Genomic DNA, 12,391 nt, shown 5'->3' on the forward strand with positions numbered 1-12,391 from the left:
GGGCAGCGTCGGCTCCCACGTGGCCGGTCGGCTCCTCGCACGGCAGGGACCTACCGACCTCGTGGTCCGACCGGGCGACGCGGACGTGTGGGCCGTGCGCCTCGAGCAGTCCGAGGCCCTCGGCACCGTGCACACGAGCCCGGACGCAATCGGTCCCGGCACCTACGACGTCGTGATCGACACCGCGGGCGTCCCGACGCTGGTGGACGCGGTACGCGAGGGTGGTCGCTTCGTGACCATCACGCCGTTCAGCGCCCCCACGCCTGAGGACCACCCCAGCGTCGACGTGCGGCTCACGAGCGTCGAGATCTCGCGCGAGGACCTCCAGGACGTCGTCGCCCGCGCGGCGAGCGGCGCGGGCGTGCTCCCCGACGTCGAGAGCCTCCCGCTCGAGGCGGCCGGCCGGGCACACGCGCGACTCGAGGCAGGCGGCGTCCGCGGCAAGCTCGTGCTCGTGCCCTGACCTCTGGGTCACCGGGCCAGGGCCGGCGCCCGGCTCCGCAGCGAGCGCAGGGCGCTCGAGAGACGCACGAGGGCGTCGACGTCGTCCTCGTACCTCTCGTGCACGCCCCAGACCACCGGCTCCCCCACGGGAGCTCCTCGCAGCACGGCGTCGAGCGCCTGGGCAGCCTCGGCTGGTCCTGCCGAGTCCTCCGGCGCCCCCGGCACCAGCGCCCCCACGCGGACCAGCCCGTCACGGCACTCGACGTAGCGCCGGTAGGTCGCGAGGGCGTAGCCCGTCGCGACCGCCGGGCCGCGGTAGGTGAGCCCGTCGAGGACGAGGTCGGGATGGATCTCGACCAGACGGGTCCAGAGCTCCCGCAGTCCGCGGCAGCGACGGCGGTGCCCGCGCACCTCGGCCAGCATCGCCACGACGCTGCGCACGGCCGGGAGGCTCATGCCCACGCACACCACGATCGTCGCCACGAGGGCGAAGGCGAGCACGTCCTGGTCGTCAAAGACCTCCTCGGCCGGTCGGGGCGCGACGACGTCGACCCACACCAACCGTGCCACGCAGCTGAGCGCCAGTCCCGCGAGGCCGACCGCGATCGTCGCCAGGGCCACCCGCACCACGCCGGCGGAGCGCCGGGTCTGGCGCCCGGCGAGCACGGCGCAGGCCGCGTAGCCCGCCAGGAGATAGGTGTTGCCGACGTTGTAGAAGGCGCGGACGTGCTCGTCCTGCAGGAACGGGGCCGCGAGGGTGTGGTTGCGCAGCGACGGGTCGATGCCTGCCGTCACGACGAGCAGGCCGCCGACGCAGGCGACGCACAGCAGGACCTCCCAGCGGCGCAGGGCGCGCGCCCCGACGAGCGGCCGTTCGCGCAGGAAGGCGATCATCAGGCACAGCCCCACCAGGATCAGCACGTTGTAGGTGAGCTTCGTGGCGCCGACCGTCGTCCTGGCGTCCACGACCGCGATGACCGGCGGGCGGGAGAGCAGGTTGCCCAGCCCCAGCAGCAGCATCGAGGCGAACAGCGTGAGTCGCATGGGGTCCCGGAAGCTCTGGCGCGCGAGCGCGGGCAAGGTCCAGGCCGCGCCCACCAGCAGGGTCACGACGGCCACCCATCCGAGGTCGTTCACGACCAGCCGTCCCACAGCACGAGGCTGCTCTGCACGGACCGTCCGCCGACCTGCGCCACGTGGTCCAGGCGGCGGGTCATCGACAGCGCCCGGTGCATGATGGTCGACGCGATGACCTCGGCGTCGCGTTCGTCGCGAGCGGTGTAGGAGGTCCTGAGCAGGGGCTGCGGCAGGGCCACGCCGTCGAGGTCCTGAGCCACGATGTGGCCGACCTCGTGCAGGATGATGTGTGCCTGGTGGGCCCGCGAGGTGCGCGACTGGAAGACGATGACGTCCTCGTCCACGCGCGAGACGAGCATCCCCGACGGCCCCGTCGGCTCGAGCTCCCACTCCAGGAGGGCGATGGGCGTCCCCCGCAGCTGACCCAGCCGCTCGCACAGCAGCCCGACCTCGAGGGGAAGCGGGAGGTCGAGCCGGCGCAGGAGACCCCGCAGGTGACGACGCAGGCGTGCGTCGCGCAGCCGTGAGCGGACTGCCCGCACCACTGCCGTCGACGCGTCCTTCACCCTCGTCCCCCAGACGTCTCGTGGACGTTCCCCTGCCGGCACAGGGATGTCGCGACTATAGGACCGCTCACGTGCGCTCGGCGGCGCACGTGCACAAGGTCACAGCGCAGCCGGTCGATCGTCCACCCGCGACAGGAACGCCTCGACGTCGCGCGCCCAGACGACACCCTCCTTGGCCGTGAACGCGTGGCCCGCCGCCGGGTACTCCAGCAGCTCCGCCCCCGGGATGCCGGCCGCGAGCTCGCGCGTCGTGGCGGGGAGCACGACCCGGTCGGCGCCCGCCACGACCACCAGGGTGGGCACGCGGACCTCGGCCAGCCGGTCCTGCAGGTCCACCTGGGTCGCCGCGCGCAGGTGCGCGAGCCCCGACGGGTTCACCCCGCGACCGGCGTCGAGCGCGTCCGACGCGAAGGTGCCGGCGCGGTCGAGCTCGGCGAGCCCGTCGGGCGAGCCGAGCTGGGAGAGCAGGAACGCCCCGAGCCGCTCCGGCGGCCCGCCGGCCAGCTGCTCCCACGTGCCGAGCATCTGACGCAGCTGCACGTCGGGCCTGGCGAAGCCGACCGTGAGGACCAGGGCCGACACACGGTCCGGGTGGCGCAGCGCGGCCTGGATCGCGACCGAGCACCCGAAGGACACGCCCGCGACCGGGACGCGCTGGTGGCCCTCGGCGTCGAGCGCCTCGACGAGACGGTCGGCCAGCACCTCCGGACGCAGGACCGACGGCAGGTCGTCGAGGGGTCCGGACCCGCCCGTGCCGGGGTACCGCGAGCCCACGAACGACCACCGGTCCCCCAGCGCGTCGAGCAGCGGCGAGAAGTTGGCGTCGACGTCGCCGGACGCACCGTGCGCGAGGCCCATCGCCCGACCACGCCCCGCGCACACGTACTCGGCGTCCCCGAGCCGCTCGACGCGCAGCGCGACGGCCGTCACCGGGCCACCGCCGCCGCTGCCGCGCGGGCCTGGCGCCGGGTCCCGAGACGACGCATCGCCGGTTCCTCCACGAGGCGGTGCAGCGCCGTCGCGAAGCCGAGCGTCAGCGCGAAGACCAGCAGCCAGTCCGCGATCGCGAGCGGCACCGGGTACGTGGCGCCGTGCTGCCAGGTGATGCGGACCGTGTACATGACGATCTGCTGCGCCATGTAGAACCCGAAGGACACCTCGCCGAGCCAGACCATCGGCCGCGACGAGACCCAGGTGCCACGGCCTGCGAGGTCGCGCTGGACGGTGGCCACGACGACCATCATGAGCGGCACGAGCATGACGGCCACGAAGCCGAGCACGAAGGGGCCCAGCGAGGCCACCACGTAGCCGACGAGCACCGCCGTCCACGCCACCCACGGCGCGATGGTCGGCACCCGACGCTCCGCGACCAGGCGTGCGAGCAGCATCCCCGCCACGAACTCGAGCAGACGAGGCAGCGGGAGGTTGTAGCCGAACCAGAACTGCAGGTTGGTCACGGGCATGCCGTCGACCCCCGGCCCGTCGGGCAGCGACATCGTGACGAGCGCGACGACCACGGTGCCCGCGACGCACGCCGCGAGGGCGAGCGCGAGGCGGTCGGCCCGAAGCCGCCTGACGAGCGGGACGAGCGCGGGGAAGGACAGGTAGAACAGCAACTCGCTGCAGAGCGACCAGCTGGGCAGGTTGACCGACAGGTAGACGTCGTGGACCGGGATCCAGGAGCTGACGAGGACGAGGTTGGGCAGGTACTCCCACGGCGACCCCGCGAGGGCGAACGCGTACAGGACCATCGCCACGGACCAGGTCACCACGTGCAGCGGGAAGATCTTCGCCAGTCGCTTGCGCACGAAGGCTGCGGTCCCCCGGCTCTCCGAGCACCGCCAGGTCAGCAGGAACCCGCTCAGCACGAAGAAGAACGACACCCCGGTCCAGCCGCCCTGGCCGAGCAGCGAGGCGTACGTGCGCGCCCACCGCCCGTCGGCGAAGGGGTTGAGCCCGAAGTCGACGAGCGAGAGGTGGAACGCGAAGACCGGCAGCGCCGCGAGCCAGCGCAGCCCGGTCAGGCCGGGCAGCGGACTGCGGCGGTCGACGGCGACCGGAGTGGTCGGGCGGAGCACGGGACGCGACACGTCAGTGCGTCGCCCGCTTTCCGCAGGACGTCTCGTGCTTGCATCATCATTCACGCCGATATAGTAGCGAGACCTCTCGCACAAGAGCCAGGGTGACCGTAGACACCCTGGCTCCCGTGCCGTCGAGGATCTGTCAGCCGGGGATGCGGCGCATCCACCCGTGGCGGTCCTCGGCTCGGCCGTACTGCAGGTCGACGAGCGCGGAACGGACGTCCATCGTGATCTTCCCGGCCTCGCCGTCGCCGGCCACGGCCTCGCCACCGTCCCACTTGAGCACGCCCACGGGCGTCACCACGGCGGCGGTGCCACAGGCGAAGACCTCGGTGATGGTGCCGTCGGCGGTGCCCTCGCGCCACTCGTCGATGCTGACCCGGCGCTCGACGACGTCGTGCCCGAGGTCGCGGGCGATGGTCAGGATCGACTCGCGGGTGATGCCCTCGAGGATCGAGCCCGACAGCTCCGGCGTGACGATCGAGCCGTCGGACTGCACGAAGTACAGGTTCATGCCGCCGAGCTCCTCGATCCAGCGCTGCTCGGTGGAGTCGAGGAAGGCGACCTGCTGGCAGCCGTGCTGCGCGGCCTCCTGCTGCGGCAGCAGGCTCGCGGCGTAGTTGCCGCCGCACTTGGCCGCGCCGGTGCCCCCGGCGCCCGCCCGCGAGTACTGCGTCGACAGCCAGATCGAGACGGGCTTGACGCCACCGGGGAAGTAGGCGCCGGCCGGCGAGGCGATCACGCAGTACGTGACGTGCTGGCTGGGGCGCACGCCGAGGAAGGCCTCGGAGGCGAACATGAACGGCCGCAGGTACAGGCTGGTCTCGCCGCCCTCGGGCACCCAGGCGCGGTCGGCGGCCACGAGGGCGTCGATCGACCCGAGGAACCAGTCCTGCGGGAGCTCGGGCAGGGCGAGGCGGTGCGCCGAGCGTTGCAGACGCGCGGCGTTCTCCTCCGCCCGGAACACGCGGACCGAGCCGTCGGCCCAGGCGTAGGCCTTCAACCCCTCGAAGATCTCCTGCGCGTAGTGCAGGACGGCCGTGGCGGGGTCCAGCTGCAACGGTCCGTAGGGCACGACGCGGGCGTCGTGCCAACCCTGCTCGGGCGTCCACTCGGCCAGGAACATGTGGTCGGTGAAGTGGTTGCCGAACCCCGGAGAGGCGAGGATCGCCTCCCGTTCGGCGTCCGTCCGCGCAGCCGGGTTGGTCTCGACGGTGGGGGCGAACGGTGCGGAGGTCATGCTGGACACGGTAGTCCTTTCGAGGTCGTGGAGGCGGGAGGTCAGACCGCCGCTACGCCCTCGGCCGCGGCCGCGCTGGCGCGCGCGGCGATGGCCTCCCCCACCTCCTCGGTGCTGCGGGACTGGGCACCGGCGGCCGTGCCGCGCTCGGCGATGTCGGCCTCGACGGCCGCGCTGATCTGAGCGGCCGCCTGCGGGTGGCCGAGGTGCTCCAGCAGCAGCGCTCCGGACAGGATCGCCGCCGTCGGGTCGGCCTTGGACTGGCCCGCGATGTCGGGCGCCGAGCCGTGCACGGGCTCGAACATGCTCGGGGCGGTGCGGTCGGGGTTCACGTTGCCGCTCGCCGCCAGTCCGATGCCGCCGGTGACGGCCGCCGCGAGGTCGGTGAGGATGTCGCCGAACAGGTTGTCGGTGACGATCACGTCGAAGCGGCCCGGGTCGGTGACGAGGAAGATCGTCGCCGCGTCGACGTGCAGGTAGTCGACGCTGACGTCGGGGAACTCCTCGCCGACGGCCGCGACGGTGCGCGTCCAGAGGTGTCCGGCGTGCACCAGCACGTTGTTCTTGTGCACCAGGGTCAGCTTGCGGCGCGGTCGCGCCTGGGCCCGGGCGAACGCGTCGCGCACGACGCGCTCGACGCCGTACGCCGTGTTGACGCTGACCTCCGTGGCCAGCTCGTGCGGCGTGCCGACGCGGATGGCGCCGCCGTTGCCGACGTACGGGCCCTCGGTGCCCTCGCGCACGACCACGAAGTCGATCGGGCCGCGCTCCGTCACGTGCGAGCCCAGCGGCGTCGGCACCCCCGGGTAGAGCGTGCTCGGTCGCAGGTTCACGTAGTGGTCGAGCTCGAAGCGCAGCCGCAGCAGCAGACCGCGCTCGAGCACGCCCGACGGCACGCTGGGGTCGCCGACCGCACCCAGCAGGATGGCGTCCTGGCCACGGATCTCCTCCAGCACGCTGTCCGGCAGGGTCTCCCCCGTCGCGTGGTAGCGACGGGCACCCAGGTCGTAGTCGACCGTGTCGAAGGACAGGTCGTGCTGCGCGGCGACGGTGTTCAGCACCGTCAGCGCCTGGGTCGTGACTTCGGGGCCGATGCCGTCGCCGGGGACGACGGCCAGCGTGTAGGAGCGCGTCATGAGGCTCATCCTAGGAGGCGCGGTCTCAGGATCTGAAACCGCGGTCTCACTCGATGGACGCTCTCAGTTGTCGTCCGGGCGCTCGGCCGGCTCCACGGCGGGCGTCACGGCGTCGTCGCGCAGGTGGGCGGGTCCCCACTCGATCGGGTAGGTGTTCATGGTCTCTCCTGAGGTGGTGCGAGGGTCGGTCCGTCGAGTGACGGACGCTGGACGGTGCGGGCACAGCACCGACCCGACGGCTCCAGGAGGTCGTGTCACCCGGTGATGACCGGATGGTTCAGGAGAGGGGACCAGGTCGTGGTCCCGACGAGAGATGAAGCTGACCTGCTGCGGAACGGTCGGGCCAACGCCTGGACTCCGCGGCAGGGTGTGGCCCTAGGAGGCCCCGCCGCGGCAAGCGATGACTACGAGCTGCTTCCGCATGATGTCGACCACCCTACCCGCCGTCCGTCGCCGCGTCGGGAGCGCCGTGCGGTGTGTCTCGGTCGGTGAGACGTCGCCGCTGGGGCGACGTGACGGCGGTGACACACTGACCGGGTGAGTGCGCCTGCGGAGATCCCCGACCTCGTCGCCCGGTCCCTCGATCTTGCGCGACAGCGAGGGTTCATCACCTCGACGCGGCACGAGACCGGCCGGCTCCTGGCCGCGCTCGCCGCCTCGCGCGCCGGCACGCTGGCCGAGCTCGGCACCGGCACGGGCGTGGGCTCCGCGTGGCTCTCCAGCGGTGCCCGCAAGGAGGCGCGCATCGTGAGCGCCGAGCTCGACCCCTCGCTCGCCGGCGACGTGCAGCAGATCTTCGCCGACGTCGACAACGTCGAGATCGTGGCGGGCGACTGGTCGGCGCTCGAGGAGCGCGCCCCGTTCTCCCTGCTGTTCGTCGACGTCCGCGAGGTCATGGAGCAGATCGACGTCCTCGCGAACCTCCTCGAGCCGGGCGGCATCGCGGTCCTCGACGACTTCGTCCCGTCCGTCCACTGGCCGCCGATCGTCGACGGCCAGGTCGACGTGGTGCGCGAGCAGTGGCTCACCGACGAGCGCTTCGCCGCGGTGGAGCTGCTCATCGACGAGGGTGCGTCCCTCGTCATCGCGACGCGACGCTGAGCCCGCGAGGCTCGCGGACGCGGCGCACCTGCACCAGCGGCAGGAACATCTGCACGACGGGCCCGATCACGAGGGCGTAGACCACGGTGCCGATCCCCACGGTCCCCCCGAGCGCGAAGCCCACGAGGAGCACGGTCAGCTCCAGTGCCGTGCGCACCAGCCGCACGCTGCGGCCCGTGCGACGCACGAGCCCGGTCCAGAGCCCGTCGCGCGGGCCGGTCCCGAGGTCGGCGCCGATGTAGAGCGCGCCGGCCAGGCCGTTGCCCACGACGCCGAGCAGCAGGAAGGCCACCTGGATGGCGAGGTGGTCGGGCGTGGGCAGCCACGCGAGCGTGACGTCGACCGCGACACCGACGAGCAGCACGTTGAGCACGGTGCCGATGCCGGGGCGCTGGCGCAGCGGCACCCAGAGGAGCAGTACGACGGCACCGACCAGGATCACGACCTGCCCGAAGGTCAGCGGCAGGTGGTGGGTCAGTCCCTCGTGGAACACGTCCCAGGGGTCGAGGCCGAGCCCGGACTCCACCATCAGCGCCATGGTGGCGCCGTAGAGCCACAGGCCGAGGACGAGCTGGGCGAGGCGGCGGGTCATCGCGGCCATGTGCGCGTCCCCTCCTGGTCGTGGCGCGAGGCCGGGGGCGGACGCATGCCGTAGCCGTCGCGGGACACGGCGCGCAGACCGAGCCCCGACGGCACGCACGCCAGCAGCAGCAGGAGGACGAGGAGCATGGGACCAGGGTCGAGCCCGGGTGGCCTCGTGCGACAGAGCCACTTCAGACACGGTGGCTGCGGCCACTTCGCCTGAAGTGGCCCTTTCGCCCGGGTCCATTGAGGCGGCATGCTGGGCGCGTGGACCCCCGTACCTCCGCCTTCCGGCTCGCGGCGCTGATCGGCACGCTCCCCGACGGTCCCGCGTACCGCACGCTCGCCGACAGCATCCGCCTGCTCGTCGTCGACGGTCGACTGCTCGACGGCACCCGGCTGCCGAGCGAGCGCGCCCTGGCCCAGGCGATGGGCCTGAGCCGCACCACCACGACGCGGGCGTACGACGAGCTGCGCCGCCGCGGGGTCCTGCACTCGCGCCAGGGCAGCGGCAGCGTGCTGAGGGTGCCCACCACGTCGGCCACCGCGAGCAGCCTGATCGTCGACCCCGACGACCCCGACACCATCGCGATGACGTTCTCGGCACCGACCGGGCCCTCCGGGCTCACCCGTGCCTTCCAGGCGGCGGCGGAGCAGCTGCCGTCGCTGCTCACGACCACCGGCTACCTGCCCGACGGCCTTCCCGCCCTGCGCGAGCTCGTCGCCGCCGAGTACGCCCGGGCGGGCATCCCGACCGACCCGGACCAGATCATCGTCACCAACGGCGCCCAGGGCGCGATCTCGCTGGTGGGGCGCACGTTCGGTCGACCCGGGGCCGGACTCCTCGTCGAGGGCACGTCGTACCCGCACGGGGTCGAGTCGCTGACCGGGTTCGGCTACCGGACCGCTCCCCTGCCGATCGGTGACGACCCGTGGGACCTGGAGGCGGCGAGCACGAAGGCCCCGCACGTCGACGCCGCGTACCTGATCCCCGACTTCCACAACCCGACCGGTGCGGTCATGCCGGAGGGCACGCGGCTGCGGCTCGCCCGGACGCTGCGACGGCACGACGTGCTGACGGTCGTCGACGAGTCGATGCGTCGCCTGGACCTCTCCGGCGACGGACTGCCGACGTCGTACGCCGCCCACGACCCCGACGCGATCGTCGTCGACTCCCTATCGAAGGTGCTGTGGGGCGGCCTGCGGATCGGCTGGATCCGCGCTCCGCGGCGCCACGTCACCGCGCTGCTGCAGTCGCGCATGCGTCACGACCTCGGGACCGCTGCGTTCGACCAGCTGGTGGCCGCGGAGGTCCTGCGGCACCACACGCACCTCTTCGAGGAGACCGTCGCCCGGTTGCGCGGTCAGCGGGCGGCGCTGGTCGGCGCGCTGAGCGAGCGGCTGCCCGACTGGGAGGTCCCGGTGCCCCCGGGCGGGCCGAACCTGTGGGTCGGCCTGCCGAGCCGCTCGTCGAGCCTGCTCGTGGCCGCGGCGGCGCAGGAGGGGCTGCACCTCACGCCCGGCCCGCGGTTCACGCTCGGCGCACCGAGCGCCGGCGAACGTCGTCTGCGCCTGCCGTGCACCGCCCCCGAGCACGTCGGCGTCGAGGCCGTCGAGCGGCTCGCGCGTGCGTGGTCGGTCGTGGTGTCGGGGCGGCGTTGCCACACCGCCGGGCCGGCCGTCGACCTCATCGCCTAGTCCCGTCGGGGGCGCGCCACGAGGCGTCCCAGAAGTGCCACTCGCGGTCGGTCGCGTCCGCGTACGCCTCGAGCATCTCGGCGACGTACCGGCTGTCGGCGGCGAGCCGGTCGGCCGTCGCCTCGGCCCGGGCGACCGCCGCCTCGAAGGCGGGGTCGTCGTACGTGGCGATCCACGCGCCGTAGGGATGGGCGTCCAGGTCGCCCGCGGTCGACGCGAGGTGCCGCCCGACCTCGGCGTACACCCGGAAGCACGGCAGGACCGCCGCCACCGCGACCTCGACCGGCGACTCCTCGGCATGACGGGCGAGCGCGTCGACGTAGTCGCGGCACGCGCTGGTCGGGACGTGCGTGGCCGGCTCGACCCCGCGCCGTGCGAGCTCACCCACGTGCAGCGAGCGCTCGGCCTCGACGGCACCGGCGGCGAAGCCGGCCCACGCACCGACGTCGTCGACGTCGGGCAGGCGCGACGCGATGCGCGCGAGGGTGCGGGCGTAGCCGACGAGGTAGTGCGCGTCGTCGGCCAGGTAGTGGGCGAAGACGGCGTCGGGCAGCGTGCCGCCGGCCAGACCGGTGACGAACGGGTGGCGGCAGACGTCGGCGTAGCGGTCGGCCACGTGCGTCCACGCCCGTGCGGAGAACGCGGTCGTCATGCCGTCGTCTCCCGGAGCCGGACAAGGTGGTCGACGGGGCCGCGGCCCTGCCCGACCTGCCGCTCGGCGCCGGACGCGAGCGCCTCGCCGAGGTAGGCCTTGGCGGCCCCGACGGCGTCGGCCAGCGGGTCGCCCAGGGCCAGCCGCGTCGCGACCGCGGCCGAGAGCGTGCATCCCGTGCCGTGGGTGTGGGGCGTGTCGATCCGGGGCGCCCGGAACCACGTGCTGCCGCGACGGTCGACCAGCAGGTCGTCGCTCGCCGGACCGTCGCCGTGACCGCCCTTGAGCAGGACGGCACCAGGCCCCAGCGCGAGCAGTGCCCGGCCCAGCTCGCCGGGGTCGGTCTGCGCGGCGAGGCCCGTGAGCACGGAGGCCTCCGGCAGGTTCGGCGTCACCAGCGTCGCGCTCGGGAGGAGGAGGTCGCGCAGGGCCGCCTCGGCGTCCCGCGGCAGCAGCCGGTGGCCCGACGTCGAGACCATCACGGGGTCCACGACGAGCGCGGGCACGTCGGCGAGAAGCTCGGCGACCAGCTCGACCAACGCCGGCGAGCCCAGCATGCCGACCTTGACCGCCCGGACGTCGAGGTCCTCAAGGACGACCTCGAGCTGGCCGCGGACGACGTCGAGCGGCACCTCGTGCACGGCGCGGACCCCGGTCGTGTCCTGCACCGTCACGGCGGTGACGACGGTCGCCGCGTACGCGCCGAGCGCCGTGGCCGTCTTGAGGTCGGCCTGGATCCCGGCTCCCCCCGACGGGTCGGAGCCTGCGACGGTGAGCACCACCGGCTCGCGACCCGTCATGCCGACACGTCCTCGCGTCGGGCTGCGAGTGCGACGTCGACGACCCGACGCAGCCGGGCGGCGACCGCACGCGGGTCGGGGTCGGCGCCGACCGCACGCACCACGGCCACGCCGTCGAGGCCGGCCCGCACGGCCGGGCCGGCCGTGGTCTCGTCGAGGCCACCGATGCCGACGACCGGCAGCCGTCCGCCGACCCGTGCCGTCACCGAGGCCACGCCGGCGAGGCCGAAGGCCGGTGCCGTGTCGTGCTTCGTCGGCGTGTCGTGGACGGGGCTCACCGCGAGGTAGGTGCACGCGGCGAGGGCCGACGCGTCGTCGAGCTGCGCGAGGGTGTCGACCGACCAGCCGACGACCGCGTCGGGACCGGCCGCCGACCGCAGCACCGTGGGGTGCGCGTCCGCGCGACCGCCGTGCACCCCGTCGGCCCCCGGGACGACGTGGTCGTTCGCGAGCACGGGCACCCCCGAGCCGACGAGGGCGTCGCGCAGCAGCTTGACCTGGGCCTCGACCTCGGCCGGGGTGGCCTGCTTGTCGCGGACCTGCACGCAGGTGACGCCACCCTCGACCGCGGGGACGACCACGCGACGCAGGTCGGCGCCGAAGGACGGGTCGGTCACGAGGTAGAGGCGCAGGTCGGGGACGCCGCTCATGCCGGCACCGGACGGACGCGCCCGACGAGCTCGAGCCCGTCGGGGTCGGCCAGCCGGTCGACGAGCGCGACCCGCAGGCTGGCCGGACCCTGTGCGACCGCGGCGGCCGACGTGCCCGCAGCAGCCAGCAGTCCCATGGCTCCCGCAGCCGCATCGAGCGGGTCGTCGACGACCGCGCAGGCCGCCGCGACGAGGGCGCTCGAGGAGCAGCCGAGCGCGGTGATCATCGGCATCCACCGGTGCCCGCCGACCACGTGGAGCGTGCGGTCGCCGTCGGTCACGACGTCGACCTCGCCACTCACCACGACGACGCACCCGTGCTCGCGGGCGACGAGCGCGGCCGCGTCGTGCGCGTCGTGCGAGG

The 12,391-nt window shown here is 73.6% G+C and carries 15 protein-coding genes; 3 read left to right on the forward strand and 12 right to left on the reverse strand.

The features are described from left to right. Window positions 1–463, forward strand: a 463-nt coding sequence (locus tag A6Q79_RS08135; protein ID WP_317697654.1) for a zinc-binding dehydrogenase, incomplete at its 5' end; no start/stop codon positions are given. Between the two features lie 8 nt (window positions 464–471). Here the strand turns inward: A6Q79_RS08135 and A6Q79_RS08140 are convergent. The 6 genes from A6Q79_RS08140 to A6Q79_RS08165 form a co-directional block, all read right to left on the reverse strand. Continuing rightward, window positions 472–1,596, reverse strand: coding sequence for an MAB_1171c family putative transporter (locus tag A6Q79_RS08140; RefSeq protein WP_286689290.1), 1,125 nt, complete (start codon window positions 1,594–1,596; stop codon window positions 472–474). Then, a complete protein-coding gene (locus tag A6Q79_RS08145; protein WP_144433710.1) occupies window positions 1,578–2,087 on the reverse strand; it encodes a hypothetical protein in 510 nt (169 codons plus the stop codon). Before A6Q79_RS08145 ends, A6Q79_RS08140 begins: the two co-directional genes overlap by 19 nt. 99 nt (window positions 2,088–2,186) lie before the next feature. Beyond that, entirely contained in the window at window positions 2,187–3,017 is an 831-nt protein-coding gene (locus tag A6Q79_RS08150) for an alpha/beta fold hydrolase (protein WP_067856489.1), read from the reverse strand. After that, window positions 3,014–4,165, reverse strand: coding sequence for an acyltransferase (locus tag A6Q79_RS08155; RefSeq protein WP_317697660.1), 1,152 nt, complete (start codon window positions 4,163–4,165; stop codon window positions 3,014–3,016). The genes A6Q79_RS08150 and A6Q79_RS08155 overlap by 4 nt, the downstream gene beginning before the upstream one ends. A gap of 145 nt (window positions 4,166–4,310) precedes the next feature. Next, the gene (locus A6Q79_RS08160; protein ID WP_286689292.1) at window positions 4,311–5,408 is read right to left on the reverse strand and encodes a branched-chain amino acid aminotransferase; all 1,098 of its coding nucleotides are present in this window, start codon (window positions 5,406–5,408) and stop codon (window positions 4,311–4,313) included. A 41-nt stretch (window positions 5,409–5,449) separates the two neighbouring features. Further along, entirely contained in the window at window positions 5,450–6,544 is a 1,095-nt protein-coding gene (locus tag A6Q79_RS08165) for a 3-isopropylmalate dehydrogenase (RefSeq protein ID WP_286689293.1), read from the reverse strand. 537 nt (window positions 6,545–7,081) lie between these two features. Between A6Q79_RS08165 and A6Q79_RS08170 the strand changes: the two genes are divergently transcribed. Continuing rightward, a complete protein-coding gene (locus tag A6Q79_RS08170; protein ID WP_286689294.1) occupies window positions 7,082–7,645 on the forward strand; it encodes an O-methyltransferase in 564 nt (187 codons plus the stop codon). On the opposite strand, the gene A6Q79_RS08175 is transcribed toward A6Q79_RS08170, so the two are convergent. Together A6Q79_RS08175 and A6Q79_RS08180 are read right to left on the reverse strand one after the other, a co-directional pair. Continuing rightward, window positions 7,626–8,246: a YitT family protein gene (locus A6Q79_RS08175; RefSeq protein WP_286689295.1), complete on the reverse strand. Its 621-nt coding sequence runs from the start codon at window positions 8,244–8,246 to the stop codon at window positions 7,626–7,628. The two genes, A6Q79_RS08170 and A6Q79_RS08175, sit on opposite strands and share 20 nt — an antisense overlap. Further along, window positions 8,234–8,374, reverse strand: a complete 141-nt coding sequence (locus A6Q79_RS08180; protein ID WP_158509192.1) for a hypothetical protein — start codon at window positions 8,372–8,374, stop codon at window positions 8,234–8,236. Before A6Q79_RS08180 ends, A6Q79_RS08175 begins: the two co-directional genes overlap by 13 nt. A 120-nt stretch (window positions 8,375–8,494) precedes the next feature. Here A6Q79_RS08180 and A6Q79_RS08185 point away from each other — a divergent pair, with 120 nt between their 5' ends. Beyond that, the gene (locus A6Q79_RS08185; RefSeq protein WP_067856474.1) at window positions 8,495–9,925 is read left to right on the forward strand and encodes a PLP-dependent aminotransferase family protein; all 1,431 of its coding nucleotides are present in this window, start codon (window positions 8,495–8,497) and stop codon (window positions 9,923–9,925) included. Here A6Q79_RS08185 and A6Q79_RS08190 read toward each other — a convergent pair. The 4 genes from A6Q79_RS08190 to A6Q79_RS08205 form a co-directional block, all read right to left on the reverse strand. Beyond that, a complete protein-coding gene (locus tag A6Q79_RS08190; RefSeq protein WP_286689296.1) occupies window positions 9,915–10,577 on the reverse strand; it encodes a TenA family protein in 663 nt (220 codons plus the stop codon). The two genes, A6Q79_RS08185 and A6Q79_RS08190, sit on opposite strands and share 11 nt — an antisense overlap. Continuing rightward, on the reverse strand, window positions 10,574–11,377 hold the full coding sequence (gene thiD, locus A6Q79_RS08195; RefSeq protein WP_286689297.1) for a bifunctional hydroxymethylpyrimidine kinase/phosphomethylpyrimidine kinase: 804 nt from the start codon (window positions 11,375–11,377) through the stop codon (window positions 10,574–10,576). Before thiD ends, A6Q79_RS08190 begins: the two co-directional genes overlap by 4 nt. After that, window positions 11,374–12,027 carry a thiamine phosphate synthase gene (locus A6Q79_RS08200; RefSeq protein ID WP_286689298.1) on the reverse strand — a complete coding sequence of 218 codons (654 nt, stop codon included), beginning with the start codon at window positions 12,025–12,027 and terminating at the stop codon, window positions 11,374–11,376. Before A6Q79_RS08200 ends, thiD begins: the two co-directional genes overlap by 4 nt. Continuing rightward, the coding region (locus tag A6Q79_RS08205) for a hydroxyethylthiazole kinase (RefSeq protein WP_317697669.1) at window positions 12,024–12,391 on the reverse strand (368 nt) is incomplete at its 5' end. The genes A6Q79_RS08200 and A6Q79_RS08205, both read right to left, overlap by 4 nt.

Origin of the sequence: Aeromicrobium sp. REDSEA-S32_B7, from assembly GCF_001626145.1 — a bacterium.
Taxonomy (GTDB): Bacteria; Actinomycetota; Actinomycetes; order Propionibacteriales; family Nocardioidaceae; genus Aeromicrobium; species Aeromicrobium erythreum.